Consider the following 21,617-nt stretch of genomic DNA (forward strand, 5'->3'; position numbering starts at 1 on the left):
TTCCCTCCTGAACTATTTGACCGGCGTCAAAGCCTCTAGCCTCTTTCTTCTGTTAGGATTAACATGTATCAGCGATGCATGTTAATAAATCATCAGGCGCCAACAGCAACTCACGCGACGCGCCTGCCGGACGAGCAAGGGGGAAAGGCTCATGGCCGACGGTCTCACCAAGTCGGCGGCCCGCAATATCTTCTATGGCGGGTCGTTGTTCTTCTTTTTGCTGTTTGCCGCCCTGACGGCGCACAGCCACTGGTACATGGTCAACAAGTCCACCGACAATGAGGGGCTCACCGAGTCGGTCGTGGCAGGCAAGCACATCTGGGAAAAGAACATGTGCATCAACTGCCACAGCATCATGGGCGAGGGGGCCTACTTCGCACCGGAGCTGAGTAACGTCTGGGAACGTTATGGTGGTCACCAGAATCCCGAGGCGGCGCGTGCCGGCCTGGCCGCGTGGATTCGCGCCCAGCCGCTGGGTACCCAGGGTCGCCGTCAGATGCCGGCCTACGACTTCACCGACGAAGAGATGAGTTCGCTGATCGACTTCCTCGAGTGGACCGATGGTATCGACGACCAGGACTGGCCGCCGCACCCCGCCGGCTAAGCCACCTGAACGCCGATCCGCCGGATAGCGGATGAATCAAGGAGAACGACACCGATGAAATACGAAACCCAGAAGGTGGCATTGCCATTCTTCATGGTGGCCATGGCGCTCTTTGCCCTGCAGATCGTCTTCGGGCTGCTGGCCGCCGCCGTCTATGTCTGGCCGAACTTCATGGCCGAAGCGATGCCCTTCAACATCATGCGGGCCAGCCACACCAACCTGCTGATCGTGTGGCTGCTGATCGGCTTCATGGGCTCCACCTATTACCTGATGCCGGAAGAGGCGGAACGCGAGATCCATAGCCCGACCATCGCCTATATCCAGCTGGCGATCTTTGCCTTTGCCGGTGCCGCGGCGCTGGTCGGTTACCAGTTCGGGATTCACGAAGGGCGGGAATTCCTCGAGCAGCCGTTCTGGGTCAAGCTGCTGATCACGATTTCCTTTTTGATGTTTTTGTTCAATACCAGCATGACCCTGCTCAAGGGCCGCAAGACCGCCATCAACATGGTGCTGATGCTGGGCCTGTGGCTGGCCGCGGTATTCTGGTTGTTCGCCTTCTATAACCCCAGCAACCTCGCCGTGGACAAGCTCTACTGGTGGTGGGTGGTGCACCTCTGGGTCGAGGGCGTCTGGGAGCTGATCATGGCCTCCCTGCTCGGTTACCTGTTGATCAAGATGACCGGCGTGGACCGCGAGGTGATCGAGAAGTGGCTCTATGTCATCGTTGGCCTGGCGCTGTTCTCCGGCCTGCTGGGGACCGGTCACCACTACTACTGGATCGGTGCGCCGAGCTACTGGCAGCCCATCGGCAGCATCTTCTCCACCCTGGAGGTGCTCCCCTTCTTCGCCATGGTGATCTTTGCCTTCACCATGTTCTGGAAGGGCAGCCGTAATCACCCGAACAAGGCCGCCATGCTGTGGGCGCTCGGCTGCCCGACCATGGCCTTCTTCGGCGCCGGCGTGTGGGGCTTCATGCACACCCTTCACTGGGTCAACTACTACAGCCACGGCACCCAGGTCACTGCGGCCCACGGCCATCTGGCCTTCTATGGTGCCTACGTGATGCTGTTGCTGGGCATCATCAGCTTCGCCATGCCCCAGCTGCGCCGCGTTCAGCCCTACAACCAGGTGATCAACATGTGGGGCTTCTGGATCATGACCGGCGCCATGGCCTTCATGACCTTCACGCTGACCTTTGCGGGGGTCGTGCAGACCCACCTGCAGCGTGTTCTGGGCATGAACTTCATGGAAGTGCAGGATCAGCTGGTGCTGTTCTACGGCATGCGTCTGGCCTCCGGCGTCGCCGTGGGCATCGGTGCCTGCCTGCTGCTCTACGCCTTCTTCGGCCCTGCCCGTGAGCAGGTCCCCGCCGGCGGAACCCAGCTGACTTCAGGCACCAATCGCGCCTGACCTACCGAGGGCCCCGCGAGGGGCCCTCTTCGATTGAACCTGATGGAGTTACGCCATGACCCTCTCCACCGTGGCGGCGCAGTCTGCCGACCAGGAGATTCCCTATTACGACAGCGTGGGCAACGAATGTGCGATGTTCGAGCATGCCTATGCCCAGCGACTGCCGCTGCTGCTCAAGGGCCCCACCGGCTGTGGCAAGACCCGCTTCGTCAGCCATATGGCGGCCAAGCTGGGCAAGCCGCTGTTTACCGTGTCCTGCCACGATGACCTGACCGCCGCCGACCTGACCGGGCGTTACCTGCTGCAGGGCGGCGAGACGCGCTGGGTCGACGGGCCGCTGACCCGTGCCGTGCGCGAGGGCGGTATCTGTTACCTCGACGAAGTGGTCGAGGCCCGCAAGGACGTGACTGTCGTACTGCACCCGCTGACCGACGACCGCCGCCTGCTGCCGCTGGAGCGTACCGGCGAGCTGCTCGAGGCGCCGGATGATTTCATGCTGGTGGCCTCCTACAACCCCGGCTATCAGCATATCCTCAAGTCACTCAAGCCCAGCACGCGCCAGCGCTTTGTGGCGATGACCTTCGACTTCCCCCCACCGAAGGTCGAGCGCGATATCGTCGCCCGCGAGAGTGGGCTGGAGTCGGAACGTTGTGCGGCGCTGGTCAACCTGGCGGCCAGCCTGAGGGCCATGAAGGGCCAGGACCTGGAAGAAGGTATTTCCACCCGCCTGCTGGTCTATTGCGCGACCCTGATCCAGGCCGGCATGCCGATCCGTGATGCCGCGCGTGCCACGCTGGTGGAGCCGCTCTCCGATGACGCCGACGTCCAGGAGGGCCTGATGGAGGCCGTCCAGGCCACGTTTGGTTGACACATTGCCGTATGGGGTCAGACCCCGGCGGACTTGGCCGGGGTCTGACCCCAAGGTAGCTGCACTCCGGCGGCAGCCAGCCTCTCGTCGCTCGTGACATGTGTCAGCGCTTCCTTCAAGGAGAACACCTATGCTGGACTTTCTTGAGGTCGAGGAGACCGTCGGCCGCTTCTGGCATCGCTGGGCCTCCGGGGCCGCGAGCTACCCCGACCACCCCGAGGCGGCGGTCAGCCTCGATAGCCTGCGTCCCATGCTCGGCGTCTTCTTCCGTGCCGGCGGAGGCGAGCAGGGCATCGAGGTGTCCGCCATTGCCCGGCGGGCCTCGGCCCACCGGCTGAGCCTGCGCCAGCGCCTGGGCCTCGACGAGGAGGCCCTGGACCAGGCCCGCCGCGACGAGGAACATCTGCTGTTGCCGCCGCGCCTGGCGCTGTTCCCCGAGGCCTCCCTCAACCGCGACCTCTATCTATGGCTGACCGCCTATCTGGCCGAGGCGCGGCCGCTGACCTGTCCCGAGGACCCCCTGCAGGCCGACCTGATGCGGCTGCGTGAGGCGCGTCGTACCACCCGAGCCGCTCTGGCGCGCTTCCCCGGGTTAACCCAACGCTACGTGCGACTCTGCGGCGAGCTGCTCGCCATTCGCCCGCAGCGCAGGCGCCTGCCCGTCATGGAGCGAGCCCTTGAGGCCGCGCTATGCGCCGAACTGGGCGCGCCCGACCCCGATGAGGCCTGGTCGGTGGCCATGCAGCGTGCCATCCGCGAGGAGGATTTTCCCCTCGAGGAATTTCGTGCCCCCCGCGGCTATCGTCCGCCGCTTCCGGTGCCACTCTGGGGACAGGCCGTGACCCTGGGAACCAGCACCGATGCCCGGGAGGAGAGCGCGGATGACGAGGAGCTGCCCGACGCCGCCGCCTCGGCCGATGACGACCAGGGCAAGCGCCAGGCCGATCGCCGTGAGCAGGACCAGGCCGACCGCGACGACCCGCTGATGCTCAACAACATGGAGAAGATGCTCTCCTGGGCCGAGATGGTGAACCTCAATCGGCATGTGGAAGACGAGGAGGAGGAAGACGCCCGCCAGGCGGCGGACCAGATGGACGAGATCGTGCTGAGTTCCAACCGCAAGAAGGCCGCTTCCAAGCTCAAGCTCGATCTCGACCTGGCTCCCGACGACGCCGTCGGCGGCCGCCTCAAGGGCAAGCATCCCTACCCCGAGTGGAACCATCGCAAGCAGGCCTATATGCCCGATCACTGTCTGGTGCTCAGCGATATGCAGAGCGAGGAGGGAGAGGATTGGGCACCCGATGAGGCGACTCGTCGGCGCATCCGTCGCGTGCGGCGCGAGTTCGAGGCGCTACGCCCGCGGCGCGAGATCCTGCGCGGCCAGCTGGATGGCAGCGAGCTCGACATGGACGCGGTGATCCGCTCGCGCTGTGACCTGGCCGCCACCGGCGAGGCCAGTGATCGCCTCTATCTGGCTAGCCGCACCCAGGCCCGGGATCTGGCGGTGTCGATCCTGGTGGATGTGTCACTCTCCACCGAGGCGTGGCTGCAGGATCGCCGTGTGCTCGATGTGGCCAAGGAGGCCCTGCTGGTGCTGGGGCATGGCCTGGACGGCTGCGGTGACGACTATTCGATTCACAGCTTTACCTCCCAGCGCCGCCACAAGGTGTGGGTCAATACCCTCAAGTCGTTCGACGAGCCCATGGGCGACCGGGTGACACGGCGTATCTCGGCGCTTCGCCCCGGCAGCTATACGCGCATGGGGCCGGCGATTCGCCATCTGTCCCAGCAGCTCAGCGAGCGCCCCAACCGTCATCGGCTGCTGCTAATGCTGACCGACGGCAAGCCCAACGATAACGATTACTACGAGGGTCGCTACGGCATCGAGGATACCCGCAAGGCGGTCCTCGAGGCGCGTCGCCAGGAGGTGAAGGTGTTCGGCGTGACCATCGATCGGGAAGCGGGACAGTATATTCCCCATCTGTTCGGGCGTGGCGGCTATGCCATCGTGCAGCGCCCCGAGCACCTCGCGCTGGCATTGCCGAGCATCTATCGCCAGATCATCGCCACCTGAGCCGCTGTCATCTAAACCATCGCCGAGGAGATGCGCCCATGACCTCTCGAAACCGATTGATCCTCGCCGTAGCGGCCTGGTGCCTGGTGGCCGTGGCGCTGGTGCTGCCGCTGGTGTGGCTGATCAATAACCGCGACTGGGGCGTGGGCCTGATGTTGCTGGCGCCGCTGGTGGTCTATGGCCTGATGCGCCTGGGTCGCGCCCTGGAGGGTTGGGCCCGGGCGAGTGCGCCGCCGAAGCATCCTCAGCGCCGCTAGAGTGAACATCATAGCTCTGATCGCTCGGGGCTGATCTGGGGGTAAGCCTTTGAGGAGGCGCTGTGAACCCCTCCCTGGGCGCTACCGATGCCATCCTTGGCATAGGACCTCCTCGTCGGCTTATCCCCCAGCGCCCTCGTGCTTCGTTGCTGTAATAGCTCAATACCTGCTGGCCCCTTGCTTGGGGCTGTTCAGGCCTCAGGCCATCCGGCCTACCAGATAGCCGGCGCCGATCAGCGCCAGGGTGAGGATCACCAGGCCCACGAAGGCCCCCTTCCAGGCCGGCGTGGCCTTGCGCAGGTTGAGGTAGACCATCAGCAGGCGCTGGGCCTTGAAACCGGTGGCCAGGATGACCAGGCCCGCCGACCACAGCGGCAGCGTCTGCCAGTCATCGGCGTCGAGCAGCGCCGAGCCCATCGAGACGACTGTCAGGCCCATCAGCAGGGCCCAGGTGGTCAGCAGGCGGCGAGTGCCGGGCAGGGATGTCATAAAGCCTCCGGGGCAGTGTGAGGTTTTCGCAGATGGAATCACCGCTCAAGGCTGTTCCGGCGACAGGCCTGCGAGGGGGCGCTGTGAACCCTTCCCTGGGCGCTACCGACGCCCTGCTTCGCTCTCGCATCCTGCTCCGCTTGCAGGACCGGTGCTGGCCCTCCATGGCCAGCCCGTTCGAAGCAGTGCTTCTCACCCCTGGCGTAGGACCCCCTCTTCGACCTGTCCCCGGCGCCTTTCGCTATCAAGACAGAGCCAACTGCGATTGTGCTTCGGGCCTGTGTAGAAGAGAGCCCTCAGCGCAAGAGATAAAGCAGCGGATAGAGCAGGATCCAGATCAGGTCGACCATATGCCAGAAGGCGGCGGCGGTCTCCACGTTCTCCAGGCTGGTTCGCCAGCTGACCAGCCCCAGCAGCGCCAGGCCGAACAGCACATGGGCGAAGTGGAAGGCGGTCAGCCCGTAGTAGAAGCCGAAGAAGGTGTTGGTATCCGGGGTGATGCCGATGGCGAACTTGCTGGAATACTCGATGATCTTGATCACCCCGAACAGGACGCCAAGCCCCATGGCGGCGGCGAGCCACTGCCGGGCGCGACGGATTCGCTGGCCGGCGGTGGCCTCCACCGCCAGTGCCACACAGAGCCCGCTGGTCAACAGCACCAGGGTGTTGAGTCCGCCCATCAAGGGGTCGAGCCGCTGCTGGGAGGCGTCGAACAGCGCTACCTGGGCGGCGCGTTCGGAGGAGAAGAGGGCGAAGAATGCCATGAACACCAGCATCTCACTCAGGATCAGCACCCACATCAGCGGGTTGCCGGGCAGCGCGGAGAGGGGACCCCAGCCGGGATTGGGAAGCTCGTGTTCCTTCATGCGTCACTCAGGCTGACTCGGGCGCCGCCGAAGGCCAGGCTGCGCGGGTTATCCACCGGGCGGTTGGCCGTCAACCGGGCGATGCCCACGGCACAGCGGCCGACCATCCAGACCAGGCAGGCAGTGAAGTAGAGGTAGCCCAGGGCCCATGGTGCCATGGAGGGAGTGCCGACCAGCCCGAGCAGCTGCCAGGCGGCGATGAATATCGCGCCGCCGAGCAACCCCAGCCAGAAGGTGCGAATCTGGAACTGCAGGTGGCTCTGAACCCAGGCCTTGGCGCTTCGCCGCTTGACGTGGGCAATGAGTACGCCGATAGGCGCGGTGACCACCGCCAGCACGCTCCCCAGGAACAGCATGTAGACGATGATGGCGGCACCGCGGCCGCGGGCCTGCTTCTCGGGGTTTTCCCCCTCGAGGCGCTTCGGGTTGCCGTCGGTCAAAGCGTGGCACATGGGGGAGTCTCCTGCGATCTCCGGGCGCCGTCGGGGATGGCGACCGCGCCGTAACGGTTAATCATGCATCCTGAATGCCAGTATAAGCGATATCGCCCACCGAAATCCTGGCCTGCGTCAAGGTGACCCGTCCTCCCGCAACGCGAGAGGCCACCCGTGGGCGGCCTCTCGATGATGCTCAGCGTCGCCTGCCTCAAGGCCGCGGGCCGTGACGCCTGGCATGCTCTTCGGCCGGTTCCTGGATCTCGGGCAGGTAGCGATAGCGCTCCTCGCCGAGCTCCGGCACGTTCTTGCGTTCCATGCGGCGGATGGCCGTGTGCATCCAGATCAGCGAGACCGCCACCAGCATGAAGATGACCATGTAGGAGCTGGTCCAGATGCCGGTGAGGTCGAGCACGATGCCGAACAGGATCGGCAGGAAGAAGCCTCCCAGGCCGCCGATCATGCCGACCAGCCCGCCCACCGAGCCGACGTTCTCCGGGTAGTAGACCGGGATGTGCTTGAAGACCGCGGCCTTGCCCAGTGACATGAAGAAGCCCAGCAGCACGGTCAACACCACCACGCCCCACAGCGGCATGGCCAGGGTGAAGGCGATCTCGCCCTCCTTGCCCTGGACCACGTAGCGGGTCTCGGGGTAAGCGAGCAGGAAGAGGCAGACCAGCGAGGCGATAAAGGTCAGGTACATTACGGCCCGCGCCCCGTAGCGATCCGCCATCCAGCCGCCCAGGGCCCGGAAGACGCTGGCGGGCAGGGTATAGAGGGCCGCTAGCGAGCCGGCCACGGCGATGCTGACGCCGTAGGCGCCCACGTAGTAGCGCGGCAGGTAGGAGGCCAGGGCCACGAAGGCACCGAACACGAAGAAATAGTAGAGCGCGAAGCGCCACACGCGCAGGTGGCGAAGCGGCTCGAGCTGGGCCCGGGCGGAGGTGGCCTGGGCTCCCTGGCCGCGACGCCGCGCCCGGGTCAGGGGGTCCTCCGTGGCGAACACCCAGAAGCCGACGGCCACGGCGGCCAGCACCACGGCGTAGACCACGGCGGTGCGCTCCCAGCCCAGGGCCAGCAGCAGGAAGGGGGCGCCGAAGTTGGTCACCGCGGCGCCGGCGTTGCCGGCACCGAAGATGCCCAGCGCGGTGCCCTGCTTGTCCTTCTCGAACCAGTAGGAGGTGTAGGCGATGCCGACGATGAAGGCCCCCCCGGCCAGGCCGATACCGAGCGCGGCCACCAGGAACATGGCATAGCTTTCGACGTAGGAGAGCAGGAAGACGCAGGCCGCGGTGAGCAGCATCAACACGCTGAACACGCGATGGCCCCCGAACTGCTCGGTCCAGATGCCCAGGAAGATCCGGCTGATCGAGCCGGTCAGAATCGGCGTGGCGACCAGGATGCCGAACTGGGTCTCGTTGAGCCCCAGGTCCTGCTTGATCTGGATGCCGATAATGGAAAAGATCGTCCACACCGCGAAGCAGGTGGTGAAGGCGAGAGTGCTGAGGCCCAGGGCCCGGTACTGCTGGGGCCGGGTGACTCCTTCGAGATGTTGCATGGCGTTACCTCTTGGTCTTGGCCTGAAGGCGACCGATCAGGCGGTGACCCGGCCGGGCGTCGATGGCGCCCGGCATGGGGTCCGGCACGGGGTCAGGGGTTCTTCACATAGGCGCCGGGGCGCAGGTAGAACCACCAGTTGACGAGCAGGCAGACGGCATAGAAAACCGCGAAGCCGTACATGGCGAGTTCCGGCGTGCCGGCCTTGATCTGCTCGCCCATGACCCGGGGGGCGATAAAGGAGCCATAGGCGGCCACGGCAGAGGTCCAGCCCAGCGCCGGGCCCTTCTGCTGTGGGTCGAAGATGAAGCCGATGCTGCGGAAGGTGGAGCCGTTGCCGATCCCGCTGGCGGCGAACAACAGGATGAACAGCAGCAGAAACATCCAGAAATACTGGTTGGGGTCGGTGGAGTTGTAGGCCAGCATCATGACGTAGCCGGCGGCCACGGAGCCCACCACCATGATGGCGGTGATGACCTGGGTCACGATGGAGCCACCCAGCTTATCGGAGATCCAGCCGCCCACCGGGCGGATCAGGGCGCCCACGAAGGGGCCCATCCAGGCCCAGGTCAGGGCGCTGGGGGCGTCGGGGTTGGCGACCCGGACCATGCTGCCATCGGCGGCCACTTCCATCATGTTGCCGAAGATCACGGAGATGGAGAGGGGCAGGGCCGCGGAGAAGCCGATAAAGGAGCCGAAGGTGGCGATATAGAGCACCGTCATCGACCAGGTGTGCTTGTTGGAGAAGATCTCGAACTGCTTCTTGATGGCGGGCTTGATATCCCCGGGGATCAGGCGCAGCAGCACCACGGTCAGCACGATGGTCAGCGGCAGGGCGACCCACATGTTGAGATAGCCCAGCGCTACCACGCCGACGATGGAGGTCACGACGCCGACCCCGTAGAGGCCGAGAATCTTGCCGAAGGCCTGCAGGGGCGAGCCGGAGTTGGGCGTGATGGTGCGCAGGTTGTTCATGCCGAACCAGCCGGCGAAGGCCAGCGGGATCAATAGCAGCATCCACACGAGACCGGCGTTCTGGATCCAGGTGTCGGTGCCCGCCTCGATGCGACCGATCAGCGTGCCGCTGGCCTTCTCAAGCTCCATGGCATCGCCGCCGAAGGCACCGAACAGGCCCACGGTCATCACCAGGGGAATCAGGATCTGCATGGTGGTGACGCCGAAGTTGCCCAGCCCGGCATTCATGCCCAGGGCATAGCCCTGCTGCTTCTTGGGGAAGAAGTTGGAGATATTGCTCATCGAGTTGGCGAAGTTGCCGCCGCCGATGCCCGAGAGCAGTGCCAGCACCTGGAACACCCAGAAGGGCGTCTGGGGGGTCATCAGCGCGATGCCGGTCCCCAGGGCAGGGACCATCAGCAGGGCGGTCGTCAGGAAGATGGTGTTGCGACCGCCGGCGATGCGGATCATGAACGATGCGGGGATACGCAGGGTGGCGCCGGCGAGGCCGGCGATCGCGGTCAGTGTGAACAGCTGATCCACCGAGAACGGGAAGCCCAGGTTCTGCATCTGGGTGGTGATCATGCCCCACATCAGCCAGACGGCGAAGCCCAGCAGGAGGCTGGGAATGGAGATCCAGAGGTTGCGGTTGGCGACTCGCTTGCCCTCCGATTCCCAGAACTCCTCGTTCTCGACATCCCACCTTTCGATGTCGGCATTCTTCCTGGTCATGACATTTCCCCCTTGAGGTCTAGCGGTGCTCGCATCTGCCAAGACGGATTGATCGATATCAAGGCGCGCGAAGATGGGGGAAAGATACGCCGCGGGGCGACGTCGGGAAACGTGGTGTGCGCCTCCCCGTCGGGGGGGTATACCTCCAGGGGGGTATGGGTTGGTTGTCGGTAATATGTTGTTTTACATGAATTTTTTTTATAACAACCGAGGGTGGAAGGGGGGCGTCGAGGGGCCGAGGGTATTTGGAGGTATCCACACAGAACCCGCCTTCGGCTAGCGCTCGATGCCTTCCTGCACGGCCCACACCGCCGCCTCGACCCGCGAGCGCAGGTTGAGCTTCTTGAGCAGGTGCTTGACGTGGACCTTCACGGTGCCCTCGGTGATCTCCAGCTTGCGGGCGATCATCTTGTTGGAGAGCCCCGCGGCCAGCTCGCGCAGGATCTCGCGTTCCCGCTGAGTCAGGCTGTGGATATCCGGCGCCGCGGGTTGGTTGCGGTGGCTGCGCAGTGCCTCGGCGAGCAGTGCGGTGAGGCTCTCGCTGATCACCATGCGTCCCAGCGAGGCCTGACGCAGCTGGCGCACCATCTCGTCGGGGTCCATGTCCTTGAGCAGGTAGCCGTCGGCACCCGACTGCAGGGCGTTGACCACGTCTTCCTCATGGTCGGAGACCGTGAACATCACCACCCGGCCGGCGAAGCCACCGCTGCGCAGCCGCTTTAGCGTCTCGATGCCGTCCATCCCCGGCATGTTGAGGTCGAGCAGCACCATGTCGGGGTCCAGTTCCCGGGCCAGCCGGATGCCGTCCTCGGGCTCGCCGGTCTCGCCGGCGAGCAGCAGGTCATCCTCCAGCTCCAGCAGCTGGGACACGCCGCGACGCAACAGCGGATGGTCGTCGATAAGCAGGATGGTGGCGGGGTGGTCGGTCGTGGTATCGGTCATCCTGGGGTCCTGTCGTCGTGGAAAGAGTCGGCTGTCTCAGCGGCTGAGGCGCCGGTAGCGTCCTGGCGCGGCGCCACCTGTTGATGAATCAGGCGGGCGGTCTGGGGCGTGAAGACCAGCGCGAGTCGGGTGCCGCCGCCGGGTCGGTTATGGAGCGTCATCTCGCCGCCCAGGGTGTCGGCACGGTCGCGCATGATCACCAGCCCGTAATGCATGGGCGGCGAGCTGTCGTCATCCAGGCCGATGCCGTCATCCTCGATGACGACATGCAGCCGGGCCTCCTGGAAGTTGATGGTAATGGCGGCCCAGTGGGCGTTGGCATGCTTGAGCACATTGGCCAGGGCCTCGCGTACCACCTGCAGCACGTGAATTTCCTCGTTGGGATTGAGCAGGTGGGGCGGCACATCGACCTCGAGGATGACCGGGTATCCCAGGCGCTTGCCGAACTCCCGGGCCGTCTGGTGCAGGGCGCTGGCCAGGCCCGGCCCCTCCAACTTGAGGCGGAAGGTGGTGAGGAGTTCGCGAAGCTGGCGATAGGCGCTGTCGAGCCCGGTGCGCAGCTCGTCGAACACCGCCGCCTGGCGCTCCCGCGGGGCCTCCTTCTGCTGCATGCGCTCGAGCCTGGCGACCTGCATCTTGAGGTAGGAGAGCGATTGGGCCAGGGAGTCATGCAGCTCCCGGGCGATGATGGTGCGCTCGTTCATCAGCGTTACCTGCTGTTGCTCCTCGATGCGCCGCTGCAGATAGACCGCGGTGGCCAGCTGGTCGGCCAGGGCGTTGAGCAGGCGGCGTACGCTATCGGAGAGCGGCTGGCTCCTGGAGTGCCACACCTCCAGGGTGCCGAGCATCAGCTCGCCGACGCTCACCGGCAGCAACAGGCATTCGCCCTGCTGGGCCTGCTCCAGCTTGAGCGGCTGGGGATCGATCAGGCAGGCGTGGCACTCGTGGTCGCGGCAGTATTCCGGGCGGTGCGGCGAGTGGGTCGCGAGGATGGGAATCTGGCGGTCGTCGTGGGGATCGTTCAGCGATAGCCGGATCGGGCCCACGTCGAGCAGCTGTTCCAGTTGGCGCAGCATGGGGGCGGCGCTGGCACAGAGATCGTTGCCGCCGCCGTAGAGGGCGCGGCTGCCATCGTGCATGACCTGCATGGCCCGGTTGCTTCTCTCGAGCTCCGCCTGCTTGAGCGAGGCGTGGGCCTCCAGCTCGGCATAGCTGGTGGCAAGCTCCTCGGCCATGTTGTCGAAGGTGCGTCCGAGAAGGGCGAGCTCGTCGTTGCCCCGGAAGTGCGTGCGGTAACCGAAGTTGCGGCGGGCCGCCTCGCGGGCCAGTACCAGCAGGTGGCGCAGCGGCGTCACCAGGTTATGACGAATATCGTAGAGGGCGATGGCCACCACCACCACGGTCAGCGCCAGGAACAGGAACTGCAGGATAATCAGCAGCTGGATCTTGGATTCGCTGTTCCTCTCGAGCAGGGTGACCAGGGCGTCGATATCGCCGACCAGGGCCTCGAAGGCCGGTGCCGGGTCGGGCCCCTGCCGGTCGTCGGCCGCCCGTGCTCGGTTGATCGCGGGGAGGATGTCGTGTGTCCAGCGCGAGAGCAGCTCGCGATGCTGCCGGCGCAGCGCATGGTCGGCGGCATCGGGCAGGGCGTCGGTCAGCTCGGGACTGGCCAGGCGCGTCTCGAAGCGCTCCACCAGTGCCGCCACTCCATCGTCGTGGGCGGCGTCCGGGTGCAGGTCGTAGCGCAGCAGGGCGGTCAGGATCTGATGGGTGTTCATGCGCAGCGAGCCGGCCATGTTGATGGCCGCGGCATCGCCGCGGCTGTCATTGGCCACCGTCATGGTGACGGCGATGCTGACCAGGGCCATGGCGCTGATGGCGAGCAGCGAGGCGACGATGCGCGCCACCAGGGAGTGTTGAAGCAGTTTCATAGTATCGGCCGGCCGTCGGGGGAATGGCACTAGGCATGGTGCTTCCCGGAGTCTACTACACCCAAGGGGGTAGGGCAGATACCCCCACTGCCCCTTTGACCTCGGGGCGGGGCCTACTGAGACTCTGACCACACTCCACCATTTCCTGGCCCCGCGATGCCACACCTCCCCGACCGCCGCGATCCTGTCGTCGTCGGCTACCGCCCGCTGGTGGTGGTATTGCTGTCGCCGCTGGTCTTTGCGCTGGTGTTCGCCAGCTGGACCATCTTCGCGGTGCTGGGGCTGGAGCTGCGCGAGCCGCTGGGTCTGGATGAACTCGGCTTCGCCTTCATGCTGGCCACGCCCATGCTCACCGGGGCCCTGGCGGCGCTACCCATGGCGGCACTGGCCCGGCGTCATGGCGGGCGCCGCGTGATGATCGCCTGCCTGTTGCTGATCTGTCCCTTCCTGTGGGCGATCGCCCGCTCCAGCAGCTATTCACACTTCCTGCTGTCCGGCGCCGGCCTGGGGCTGGGGGCCGGGTCTCTGGCGGCGGGGCTGGTCTATGTCGGCGAGCTCTCGCCCCGGCGGCATGTTGGCCTCGCCCTGGGCCTCTACGGGGCCGGCATGATGGGGGCCGGACTGAGCTATCTGCTGCTGCCCCTGGTCAGCCAGGCCTATGGCTGGCGCAGCGCCCCCCTGCTCTATCTGCTGCCGGTGCTGACGGTCGCGACGCTGTTGTGGCTGTTTGCCGATGACCCGGACCTCTCCGTCGACTCTGGCCTCGCCGGCGTCGCCGCCGGTACCCGGCCGCGCCTCTCGGGGTGGCTGAGGGCCTTGCGACACTGGCGCCCCTGGCGCCTGGCCGTGGTCTACAGCTTCTTCTATGGCGCCTTCGTGGCGCTGTCGCTATGGCTGCCGGCCTACCTCGAGGCCCAGTACGACCTGGGCATCCGCTACGCCGCCCTGCTGGCGCTGCCCTTTCCGCTGGCGGTGGGCTTGGGGCAGGTGGCCGGCGGCGTCTGGGGCGATGTGCACGACTTTCGTGCCTTGCGCTGGTGGGTCAGCGCCTGGGTGCTGGTCTGCCTGTTTCTGCTCTCTTATCCCCCCTTCGACATGCGGGTCGAGGGCGTGGAGGGGATGCTGATGCTGCGTTATTCCGCGCCGCTGTGGGGCTTTCTGACGCTGCTGGTCGCCATGGGTCTGGTCATGGGGGTCGGGCAGGGCAGCCTGATGCGCATGATCCATCGTGATCACGGCCAGCAGCTGGCCCTGGTGGGTGGGCTGGCGCTGACCCTGGGCGGGCTGTTTGGCGCCCTGCTGCCGGTGATGTTCGCCCTGGGCAACCACTGGGTGGGCATCCGCACCGCAGGGTTCATGTTCCTCTATGCCTCGCTGGTGCTGTGCATGCTGGTGATGGTGTGGGACCACGCCAGCCAGGCAGGGCAGACGAGGCCCTGATATCTGCCATACCTCGGGCATTGTCGGGCCCTATCTCCTTGGAGGTAGGCGAGGGGTATATGGAGGTAACCGGGCAGTAATCGGGGCGTCTATCGCCCAGAATTGCCTGCATGAAACCGGCCTGGTCCGCGCCTGGTGCGCACTCGACCGAGGCTGACCGAGTGGCCCAGGCGCGGCCACGCATCTTTTCAGGAGCCTGGAGAGCGACCATGAGTCACTTCATCGATCGGCTGAACTTCTTCCGCAAGGCCCGCGAGCCCTTCGCCAACGACCACGGCGAACTTCGCGACGAGTCTCGGGACTGGGAGAACGGCTACCGGCAGCGCTGGCAGCACGACAAGATCGTGCGCTCCACCCACGGGGTGAACTGCACCGGTTCGTGCAGCTGGAAGATCTACGTCAAGAATGGCCTGGTCACCTGGGAGACCCAGCAGACCGACTATCCGCGCACCCGGCCCGATCTTCCCAACCACGAGCCGCGAGGCTGTCCGCGTGGCGCCAGCTACTCCTGGTACATGTACAGCGCCAACCGCCTCAAGTACCCGCTGATCCGCAAGCCGCTGCTCAAGCTGTGGCGAGAGGCACTGGACGAGAAGAAGGACCCGGTCGAGGCGTGGGCCTCCATCGTCGAGGACCCGGCCAAGGCCAAGCAGTACAAGCGGGCCCGGGGCATGGGCGGCTTCGTGCGTGCCGACTGGAATGAGGTCAATGCGCTGGTCGGTGCCTCCAACGTCTATACCGCCAAGCAGTACGGGCCGGACCGCGTCATCGGCTTCTCGCCGATCCCCGCCATGTCCATGATCAGCTATGCCTCCGGCGCTCGCTATCTGTCGCTGATCGGCGGCGTCTGCCTGTCGTTCTACGACTGGTACTGCGACCTGCCGCCGGCCAGTCCCCAGACCTGGGGCGAGCAGACCGACGTGCCCGAGTCCGCCGACTGGTACAACTCCGGCTATATCATCGCCTGGGGCTCCAACGTGCCCCAGACGCGTACCCCGGACGCCCACTTCTTCACCGAGGTGCGCTACAAGGGCACCAAGACCGTCTCGGTCACCCCGGACTACGCCGAGGTCTCCAAGCTTACCGATGAGTGGATGAGCGCCAAGCAGGGCACCGATGCCGCCCTGGCCATGGCCATGGGGCATGTGATCCTCAAGGAATTCCACCTCGAGAAGAGCAGCAGTTACTTCACCGACTATGTGCGGCGCTATACCGACATGCCGTTTCTGGTCGAGCTGGAGCTGCGTGAGGACGGCAGCTATGCGCCGGGTCGCCAGATGCGTGCCAGTGACTTCGAGGCGAGTCTGGGCCAGGGCAACAATCCCGAATGGAAGACCGTGGCGTGGGACGAGGCCCGGGACCAGCTGGTGGTGCCGCGGGGCTCCATCGGTTTCCGCTGGGGCGAGACCGGCGACGAGGTGGGCAAGTGGAACCTCGAATCGCTGGATGCCGAAGGCACCGAGATCAAGCCGCTGCTGACCCTGGCCGACAAGCACGATGACGTCGCCCGGGTTGCCTTCCCCTACTTCGGTGGCATCGCCCACGAGCACTTCGATCACGTCAAGAGCGGCGGCGCCAGCGACGAGCTGTTGTTCCACAGCCTGCCCGTCAAGCGCCTGAAGAAGGCCGATGGCTCCGATGCCCTGGCGGTCACGGTGTTCGATCTGATGTGCGCCAACTACGGCATCGACCGCGGGTTTGGCGAGGATGACGGTGCCACCTCCCTGGACGAGGTGAAGCCCTACACCCCGGCCTGGCAGGAGAAGATCACCGGCGTGTCCGCCGAGCAAGCCATTCGCATCGCCCGTGAGTTCGCCGAGAATGCCGACAAGACCCGGGGTCGCAGCATGATCATCGTGGGTGCCGGCATGAACCACTGGTACCACATGGACATGAACTATCGTGGCCTGATCAACATGCTGGTCATGTGTGGCTGCATCGGCCAGAGCGGTGGCGGCTGGTCCCACTACGTGGGTCAGGAGAAGCTGCGCCCCCAGACCGGCTGGACCCCACTGGCCTTCGGCCTCGACTGGCAGCGTCCGCCGCGTCACATGAACGGCACCTCCTTCTTCTACAACCACTCCTCCCAGTGGCGTTACGAGAAGCTGGAGATCAAGGAGATTCTGTCGCCGCTGGCCAAGGCCGAGGACTACCCCGGCAGCCTGATCGACTTCAACGTCCGCGCCGAGCGCATGGGCTGGCTGCCCTCCGCGCCCCAGCTGAATACCAACCCGTTGCGCCTGGCCAAGGCCGCCGAGGTCGCCGGCATGTCCACCCAGGACTACGCCGTCCAGCAGCTCAAGGAGGGCAAGCTCGCCTTCGCCGCGGAGGATCCGGACAACCCCCAGAACTTCCCGCGCAACCTGTTCATCTGGCGTTCCAACCTGCTGGGCAGCTCCGGCAAGGGCCATGAGTACATGCTCAAGTACCTGCTGGGCACCCGTCACGGCATCCAGGGCAAGGACCTGGGTGACTTCGGCGGCCAGAAGCCGGAAGAGGTCAAGTGGCATGACGATGCCCCCGAGGGCAAGGTCGACCTGCTGGTGACCCTGGATTTCCGCATGTCCACCACCTGCCTCTACTCGGATGTCGTGCTGCCCACGGCGACCTGGTACGAGAAGGACGACCTCAACACGTCCGACATGCACCCCTTCATCCACCCGCTGACCGCCGCCACCGACCCGGCGTGGGAGTCGCGCAGCGACTGGGAGATCTTCAAGGGCATCGCCAAGTCCTTCTCCGAGGCCGCCGAGGGCCACCTGGGCGAGGAGACCGACCTGGTCACCCTGCCGCACCAGCACGATTCTCCGGGCGAGCTGGCCCAGATCGACGTCAAGGACTGGAAGAAGGGCGAGTGTGAGCCGATCCCCGGCAAGACCATGCCAGCGCTGATCGAGGTCAAGCGCAACTACCCCGAGACCTATGAGCGCTTCACCTCCATCGGCCCGCTGCTCGAGAGCATCGGCAACGGGGGCAAGGGCATCAGCTGGAAGACCGAGCCCGAGGTGGACCTGCTCGGCAAGCTCAACCACCGCAAGACCGAGGGGCCGCACAAGGGCCGTCCGCGCCTCGACAGCGCCGTCGATGCCGCCGAGATGATCCTGACCCTGGCGCCGGAGACCAACGGCCAGGTAGCGGTGAAGGCCTGGGGCGCGCTCTCCAGGATCACCGGGCGCGACCATACCCACCTGGCGCGTCCCAAGGAGGAGGAGAAGATCCGCTTCCGCGACATCGTCGCCCAGCCGCGCAAGATCATCTCCAGCCCGACCTGGTCCGGCCTCGAGGACGAGCACGTCTCCTACAACGCCGGTTACACCAACGTGCATGAGCTGATCCCGTGGCGCACGGTGAGTGGGCGCCAGCAGTTCTATCAGGACCACCCCTGGATGCGCGCCTTCGGCGAGAGCCTGCTGGTCTATCGTCCGCCCATCGACACCAAGGCGGCGGCGAGCGTGTCCGAGCCGACCAGCAACGGCAACCCGGAAATCGCCCTGAACTTCCTGACGCCGCACCAGAAGTGGGGTATCCACTCCACCTACAGCGACAACCTGCTGATGCAGACCCTGTCCCGGGGTGGGCCGATCGTCTGGATGTCCGAGGACGATGCGCAATCCATCGGCGTCGAGGACAACGACTGGATCGAGGTCTACAACGCCAACGGCGCCATCGCCGCCCGGGCGGTGGTCAGTCAGCGGGTCAAGAACGGCATGACGATGATGTATCACGCCCAGGAGCGGATCGTGAACATCCCCGGCTCCGAGATCACCGGCACCCGTGGCGGCATCCATAACTCGGTCACCCGCATCTGCCCCAAGCCGACGCATATGATCGGCGGCTATGCCCATCTGGCCTACAGCTTCAACTACTACGGCACCGTCGGCTCCAACCGCGATGAGTTCGTCATCGTGCGCAAGATGAAGAAGATCGACTGGCTGGATGGCGAAGGCAACGACTACGCGCAGGAGGCCGTGAAATGAAGATTCGTTCCCAGGTAGGCATGGTCCTCAACCTCGACAAGTGCATCGGTTGCCACACCTGTTCGGTGACCTGCAAGAACGTCTGGACCAGTCGCGAAGGCGTCGAGTACGCCTGGTTCAACAACGTCGAGACCAAGCCCGGCATCGGTTATCCCAAGGAGTGGGAGAACCAGGACAAGTGGAAGGGCGGCTGGATGCGCCGCCGCGACGGCAAGATCGAGCCGCGCATCGGCGGCAAGTGGCGGGTGCTGGCGAACATCTTCGCCAACCCCGATCTGCCGGAGATCGACGACTACTACGAGCCGTTCACCTTCGACTACGAGCACCTGCACAACGCCAAGCAGGGGGAGCACCAGCCCACCGCGCGTCCGCGCTCGCTGATCTCCGGCCAGCGGATGAAGAAGATCGAGTGGGGCCCGAACTGGGAGGAGATACTCGGCACCGAGTTCGCCAAGCGGCGCAAGGACATGAATTTCGAGAAGGTGCAGGCCGATATCTACGGCCAGTTCGAAAACACCTTCATGATGTATCTGCCGCGCCTGTGTGAGCATTGCCTGAACCCGACCTGCGTGGCCTCGTGCCCGAGCGGCGCCATCTACAAGCGGGAAGAAGACGGCATCGTCCTGATCGACCAGGACAAGTGCCGCGGCTGGCGGATGTGCATCTCCGGCTGCCCCTACAAGAAGATCTACTACAACTGGAAGACCGGGAAGTCCGAGAAGTGCATCTTCTGCTACCCGCGCATCGAGGCCGGCCAGCCGACGGTCTGCTCCGAGACCTGCGTGGGCCGCATTCGCTATCTCGGCGTGCTGCTCTACGATGCCGACCGCATCGAGGAAGTGGCCAGCTCCCCGGATGAGCGCGACCTCTATCATCGCCAGTGTGAGATCTTCCTGGATCCCAACGACCCGGAGGTGATCGCCCAGGCGAAGAAAGACGGCATCACCGACAACGTGATCAAGGCCGCCCAGGCCTCGCCGGTCTACAAGATGGCCATGGACTGGGGGCTGGCGCTGCCGCTGCACCCCGAGTATCGCACCCTGCCCATGGTCTGGTACGTGCCGCCGCTGTCGCCGATCCAGTCCGCCGCCGAGGCCGGCAAGGTCGAGTTCGACGGCGTGATGCCCAAGATCGAGTCGCTGCGCATTCCGGTGAAGTACCTGGCCAACATGCTGACCGCCGGTGAGGAAGCGCCCGTGGTGCTGGCGCTCAAGCGCCTGATGGCCATGCGCCTCTATATGCGCGGCAAGCACGTGGATGGCCAGGCCAATACCGAGGTGCTGGAAGACGTCGGCCTGACCGAGCAGCAGGTGGAAGACATGTATCGGTATCTGGCCATCGCCAACTACGAGGATCGCTTCGTGATCCCCACCAGTCACCGCGAAATCGCCACCGAGGCGTTCCCCGAACGCGGCGGTTGTGGCTTCAGCTTCGGCGACGGCTGCCACGGTGACAGCAGCGAGAGTCTGTTCGGCGGTCGCAAGACCACCGCCACCCTGGTGAAACCGGTGGAAACCTTCGACCCGCAGGCCCAGAGCGAGGGTCAGCGCGACAAGACAACCGAGGAGGCCCGTCATGGCTGAAGCCGTACAACAGAGGGAGCCGGTGGACGACATGCTGAGCCTGCGCGTGCTGGCCCGGCTGCTGGACTACCCCACCGAGGAGCTTCAGGCCGCCGCCCCGGAGATGATCGAGATCCTCGACGCCGAGCGCCGCCTGTCGGCGGCGCGACGCACCGCCCTGATGGACTGGTGCCAACGCCTCATGGACGCCGATATCATGGACCTCCAGGCGGAGTACGTGGCGCTGTTCGACCGGGGTCGCAATACCTCGCTGCTGCTCTTCGAGCATGTGCACGGGGAGTCCCGCGACCGCGGCCAGGCCATGGTCGATCTGATGAACGAGTACAGCGCGGCGGGCTTCGAGCTCGATGCCCATGAACTGCCGGACTATCTGCCGCTGTTTCTCGAGTATCTCTCCACCCGCTCCGAGGCCGAGATCGGCCGCTGGCTGGGCGAGATTCGTCATATCCTGGCGCTGCTGACCGCGCGTCTCGAGGAGCGTGAGGCCGACCAGGCCCTGGTGCCCCTGGCGCTGCTGGCGCTGATCGGTGCCGATGACGACGTCGCCGCCCATCGTCAGGCGGCGCAGGAAGAGGCGCCGGATTACACCGCCGAGGCACTGGACGAGGTCTGGGAAGAGGAAGCGGTGCGTTTCACCGCCAACTCCGACGAGGACTGTGCCCTGCAGTCCGCCGAGGGTCGGCGACTGGCCGAGCGCAAGAAGACCGTGCCCAGCGACCCCGTTCGAATCCTGCCCGGTAGCGCCGCAAGTAGCGCCGCCGACCGCGGCGCTACCGACCGTTAAGGAGAATCACCATGTTTTCCGAATATCTGCAACACCTGATCTACGGCTACTATCCGTATCTGGCCGGTACGGTGTTCCTGGTCGGCAGCCTGCTGCGATACGACCATGGGCAATACACCTGGAAGACCGGCTCGAGCCAGATGCTCACCTCGAAGAACATGCGTCTGGCCAGCAATCTCTTCCATGTCGGCATCATCGTGATCTTCTTCGGCCACCTGTTCGGCATGCTGACCCCGCACTGGGTCTATGCTCCCTTCCTGCACGCCGGCACCAAGCAGTTGATCGCCATCATCGTCGGTGGAGCGGCAGGCATTGCCTGCCTCGTGGGCGGTGCCATGCTGCTGCATCGCCGGATCACCAACCCCCGCGTGCGTGCCTCCTCCAGTCGGATGGATACCGTGATTCTTGGCCTGATCGTCTTCCAGGCGTTCCTGGGTCTGATCACCGTCATCTTCTCGCTGGGTCACCTGGATGGGGCGATGATGCTGACGCTCTCCAGCTGGGCGCAGTCGATCATCTTCTTCAGTGGTGGGGCGGCCGATTTCATGGCCGAGGTCTCCTGGATCTACAAGCTGCATATCTTCCTGGGAATGACCATCATTCTGCTGTTCCCGTTCTCACGCCTGGTGCACGTGTGGAGCGTGCCCTTCGGCTACGTGACCCGTCGTTACCAGCTGGTTCGCAAGCGGGGCTGAGCACAGGTCTTGCCCACGTT

17 protein-coding genes are annotated in these 21,617 nt (G+C 65.1%); 10 read left to right on the forward strand and 7 right to left on the reverse strand.

Going from position 1 to position 21,617, the window contains the following annotated elements; all coding sequences use genetic code 11:
- Nucleotides 1-151: 151 nt before the first annotated feature.
- The 5 genes from Q358_RS0102775 to Q358_RS0102795 all read left to right on the forward strand — a co-directional run bounded on the left by Q358_RS0102775 (nucleotide 152) and on the right by Q358_RS0102795 (nucleotide 5,213).
- Nucleotides 152-604: a c-type cytochrome gene (locus Q358_RS0102775; RefSeq protein ID WP_027960649.1), complete on the forward strand. Its 453-nt coding sequence runs from the start codon at nucleotides 152-154 to the stop codon at nucleotides 602-604.
- 54 nt (nucleotides 605-658) lie between these two features.
- Nucleotides 659-2,014 carry a cbb3-type cytochrome c oxidase subunit I gene (locus Q358_RS0102780; protein WP_027960650.1) on the forward strand — a complete coding sequence of 452 codons (1,356 nt, stop codon included), beginning with the start codon at nucleotides 659-661 and terminating at the stop codon, nucleotides 2,012-2,014.
- Nucleotides 2,015-2,069: 55 nt separating this feature from the next.
- Nucleotides 2,070-2,882, forward strand: a complete 813-nt coding sequence (locus tag Q358_RS0102785; RefSeq protein ID WP_027960651.1) for a CbbQ/NirQ/NorQ/GpvN family protein — start codon at nucleotides 2,070-2,072, stop codon at nucleotides 2,880-2,882.
- A 130-nt stretch (nucleotides 2,883-3,012) separates the two neighbouring features.
- Nucleotides 3,013-4,956, forward strand: a complete 1,944-nt coding sequence (locus tag Q358_RS0102790; RefSeq protein WP_027960652.1) for a nitric oxide reductase activation protein NorD — start codon at nucleotides 3,013-3,015, stop codon at nucleotides 4,954-4,956.
- A 38-nt stretch (nucleotides 4,957-4,994) separates the two neighbouring features.
- The gene (locus Q358_RS0102795) at nucleotides 4,995-5,213 is read left to right on the forward strand and encodes a hypothetical protein (protein WP_027960653.1); all 219 of its coding nucleotides are present in this window, start codon (nucleotides 4,995-4,997) and stop codon (nucleotides 5,211-5,213) included.
- Between the two features lie 198 nt (nucleotides 5,214-5,411).
- Here Q358_RS0102795 and Q358_RS0102800 read toward each other — a convergent pair whose 3' ends face one another.
- The 7 genes from Q358_RS0102800 to Q358_RS0102830 all read right to left on the reverse strand — a co-directional run bounded on the left by Q358_RS0102800 (nucleotide 5,412) and on the right by Q358_RS0102830 (nucleotide 13,118).
- On the reverse strand, nucleotides 5,412-5,702 hold the full coding sequence (locus tag Q358_RS0102800; protein ID WP_027960654.1) for a cytochrome C oxidase subunit IV family protein: 291 nt from the start codon (nucleotides 5,700-5,702) through the stop codon (nucleotides 5,412-5,414).
- A gap of 296 nt (nucleotides 5,703-5,998) precedes the next feature.
- Nucleotides 5,999-6,568 (reverse strand): cytochrome c oxidase subunit 3 family protein, encoded by a 570-nt coding sequence (locus tag Q358_RS0102805; protein ID WP_027960655.1) that lies wholly within the window; start codon nucleotides 6,566-6,568, stop codon nucleotides 5,999-6,001.
- Nucleotides 6,565-7,020: a DUF4870 family protein gene (locus Q358_RS0102810; protein WP_051530142.1), complete on the reverse strand. Its 456-nt coding sequence runs from the start codon at nucleotides 7,018-7,020 to the stop codon at nucleotides 6,565-6,567. Before Q358_RS0102810 ends, Q358_RS0102805 begins: the two co-directional genes overlap by 4 nt.
- A 193-nt stretch (nucleotides 7,021-7,213) precedes the next feature.
- The gene (locus Q358_RS0102815; protein ID WP_027960657.1) at nucleotides 7,214-8,560 is read right to left on the reverse strand and encodes an MFS transporter; all 1,347 of its coding nucleotides are present in this window, start codon (nucleotides 8,558-8,560) and stop codon (nucleotides 7,214-7,216) included.
- 92 nt (nucleotides 8,561-8,652) lie between these two features.
- Entirely contained in the window at nucleotides 8,653-10,245 is a 1,593-nt protein-coding gene (locus tag Q358_RS0102820; RefSeq protein WP_027960658.1) for an MFS transporter, read from the reverse strand.
- Between the two features lie 276 nt (nucleotides 10,246-10,521).
- Nucleotides 10,522-11,187, reverse strand: coding sequence for a two-component system response regulator NarL (gene narL, locus Q358_RS0102825; RefSeq protein ID WP_027960659.1), 666 nt, complete (start codon nucleotides 11,185-11,187; stop codon nucleotides 10,522-10,524).
- On the reverse strand, nucleotides 11,184-13,118 hold the full coding sequence (locus Q358_RS0102830) for a histidine kinase (RefSeq protein WP_027960660.1): 1,935 nt from the start codon (nucleotides 13,116-13,118) through the stop codon (nucleotides 11,184-11,186). The genes narL and Q358_RS0102830 overlap by 4 nt, the downstream gene beginning before the upstream one ends.
- A gap of 156 nt (nucleotides 13,119-13,274) precedes the next feature.
- On the opposite strand from Q358_RS0102830, the gene Q358_RS16400 reads away from it, so the two are divergent.
- From Q358_RS16400 to narI, 5 genes are all read left to right on the forward strand, one after another.
- On the forward strand, nucleotides 13,275-14,558 hold the full coding sequence (locus Q358_RS16400) for a nitrate/nitrite transporter (RefSeq protein WP_043487534.1): 1,284 nt from the start codon (nucleotides 13,275-13,277) through the stop codon (nucleotides 14,556-14,558).
- A gap of 209 nt (nucleotides 14,559-14,767) precedes the next feature.
- Nucleotides 14,768-18,535, forward strand: coding sequence for a nitrate reductase subunit alpha (locus tag Q358_RS0102840; RefSeq protein ID WP_027960661.1), 3,768 nt, complete (start codon nucleotides 14,768-14,770; stop codon nucleotides 18,533-18,535).
- Nucleotides 18,532-20,118, forward strand: coding sequence for a nitrate reductase subunit beta (narH, locus tag Q358_RS0102845; RefSeq protein WP_027960662.1), 1,587 nt, complete (start codon nucleotides 18,532-18,534; stop codon nucleotides 20,116-20,118). Before Q358_RS0102840 ends, narH begins: the two co-directional genes overlap by 4 nt.
- Entirely contained in the window at nucleotides 20,111-20,902 is a 792-nt protein-coding gene (narJ, locus tag Q358_RS16405) for a nitrate reductase molybdenum cofactor assembly chaperone (RefSeq protein ID WP_043487536.1), read from the forward strand. Before narH ends, narJ begins: the two co-directional genes overlap by 8 nt.
- A gap of 11 nt (nucleotides 20,903-20,913) precedes the next feature.
- The gene (gene narI, locus Q358_RS0102855) at nucleotides 20,914-21,597 is read left to right on the forward strand and encodes a respiratory nitrate reductase subunit gamma (protein ID WP_027960663.1); all 684 of its coding nucleotides are present in this window, start codon (nucleotides 20,914-20,916) and stop codon (nucleotides 21,595-21,597) included.
- Nucleotides 21,598-21,617: the final 20 nt, after the last annotated feature.

The organism is Halomonas halodenitrificans DSM 735 (assembly GCF_000620045.1).
GTDB classification, from domain to species: Bacteria; Pseudomonadota; Gammaproteobacteria; order Pseudomonadales; family Halomonadaceae; genus Halomonas; species Halomonas halodenitrificans.

Coding starts and splice junctions, on each gene's coding strand:
- Q358_RS0102775 (WP_027960649.1), top strand. CDS start 152: ATGGCCGACGGTCTCACCAAGTCGGCGGCCCGCAATATCTTCTATGGC.
- Q358_RS0102780 (WP_027960650.1), top strand. CDS start 659: ATGAAATACGAAACCCAGAAGGTGGCATTGCCATTCTTCATGGTGGCC.
- Q358_RS0102785 (WP_027960651.1), top strand. CDS start 2,070: ATGACCCTCTCCACCGTGGCGGCGCAGTCTGCCGACCAGGAGATTCCC.
- Q358_RS0102790 (WP_027960652.1), top strand. CDS start 3,013: ATGCTGGACTTTCTTGAGGTCGAGGAGACCGTCGGCCGCTTCTGGCAT.
- Q358_RS0102795 (WP_027960653.1), top strand. CDS start 4,995: ATGACCTCTCGAAACCGATTGATCCTCGCCGTAGCGGCCTGGTGCCTG.
- Q358_RS0102800 (WP_027960654.1), bottom strand. CDS start 5,702: ATGACATCCCTGCCCGGCACTCGCCGCCTGCTGACCACCTGGGCCCTG.
- Q358_RS0102805 (WP_027960655.1), bottom strand. CDS start 6,568: ATGAAGGAACACGAGCTTCCCAATCCCGGCTGGGGTCCCCTCTCCGCG.
- Q358_RS0102810 (WP_051530142.1), bottom strand. CDS start 7,020: ATGTGCCACGCTTTGACCGACGGCAACCCGAAGCGCCTCGAGGGGGAA.
- Q358_RS0102815 (WP_027960657.1), bottom strand. CDS start 8,560: ATGCAACATCTCGAAGGAGTCACCCGGCCCCAGCAGTACCGGGCCCTG.
- Q358_RS0102820 (WP_027960658.1), bottom strand. CDS start 10,245: ATGACCAGGAAGAATGCCGACATCGAAAGGTGGGATGTCGAGAACGAG.
- narL (WP_027960659.1), bottom strand. CDS start 11,187: ATGACCGATACCACGACCGACCACCCCGCCACCATCCTGCTTATCGAC.
- Q358_RS0102830 (WP_027960660.1), bottom strand. CDS start 13,118: ATGAAACTGCTTCAACACTCCCTGGTGGCGCGCATCGTCGCCTCGCTG.
- Q358_RS16400 (WP_043487534.1), top strand. CDS start 13,275: ATGCCACACCTCCCCGACCGCCGCGATCCTGTCGTCGTCGGCTACCGC.
- Q358_RS0102840 (WP_027960661.1), top strand. CDS start 14,768: ATGAGTCACTTCATCGATCGGCTGAACTTCTTCCGCAAGGCCCGCGAG.
- narH (WP_027960662.1), top strand. CDS start 18,532: ATGAAGATTCGTTCCCAGGTAGGCATGGTCCTCAACCTCGACAAGTGC.
- narJ (WP_043487536.1), top strand. CDS start 20,111: ATGGCTGAAGCCGTACAACAGAGGGAGCCGGTGGACGACATGCTGAGC.
- narI (WP_027960663.1), top strand. CDS start 20,914: ATGTTTTCCGAATATCTGCAACACCTGATCTACGGCTACTATCCGTAT.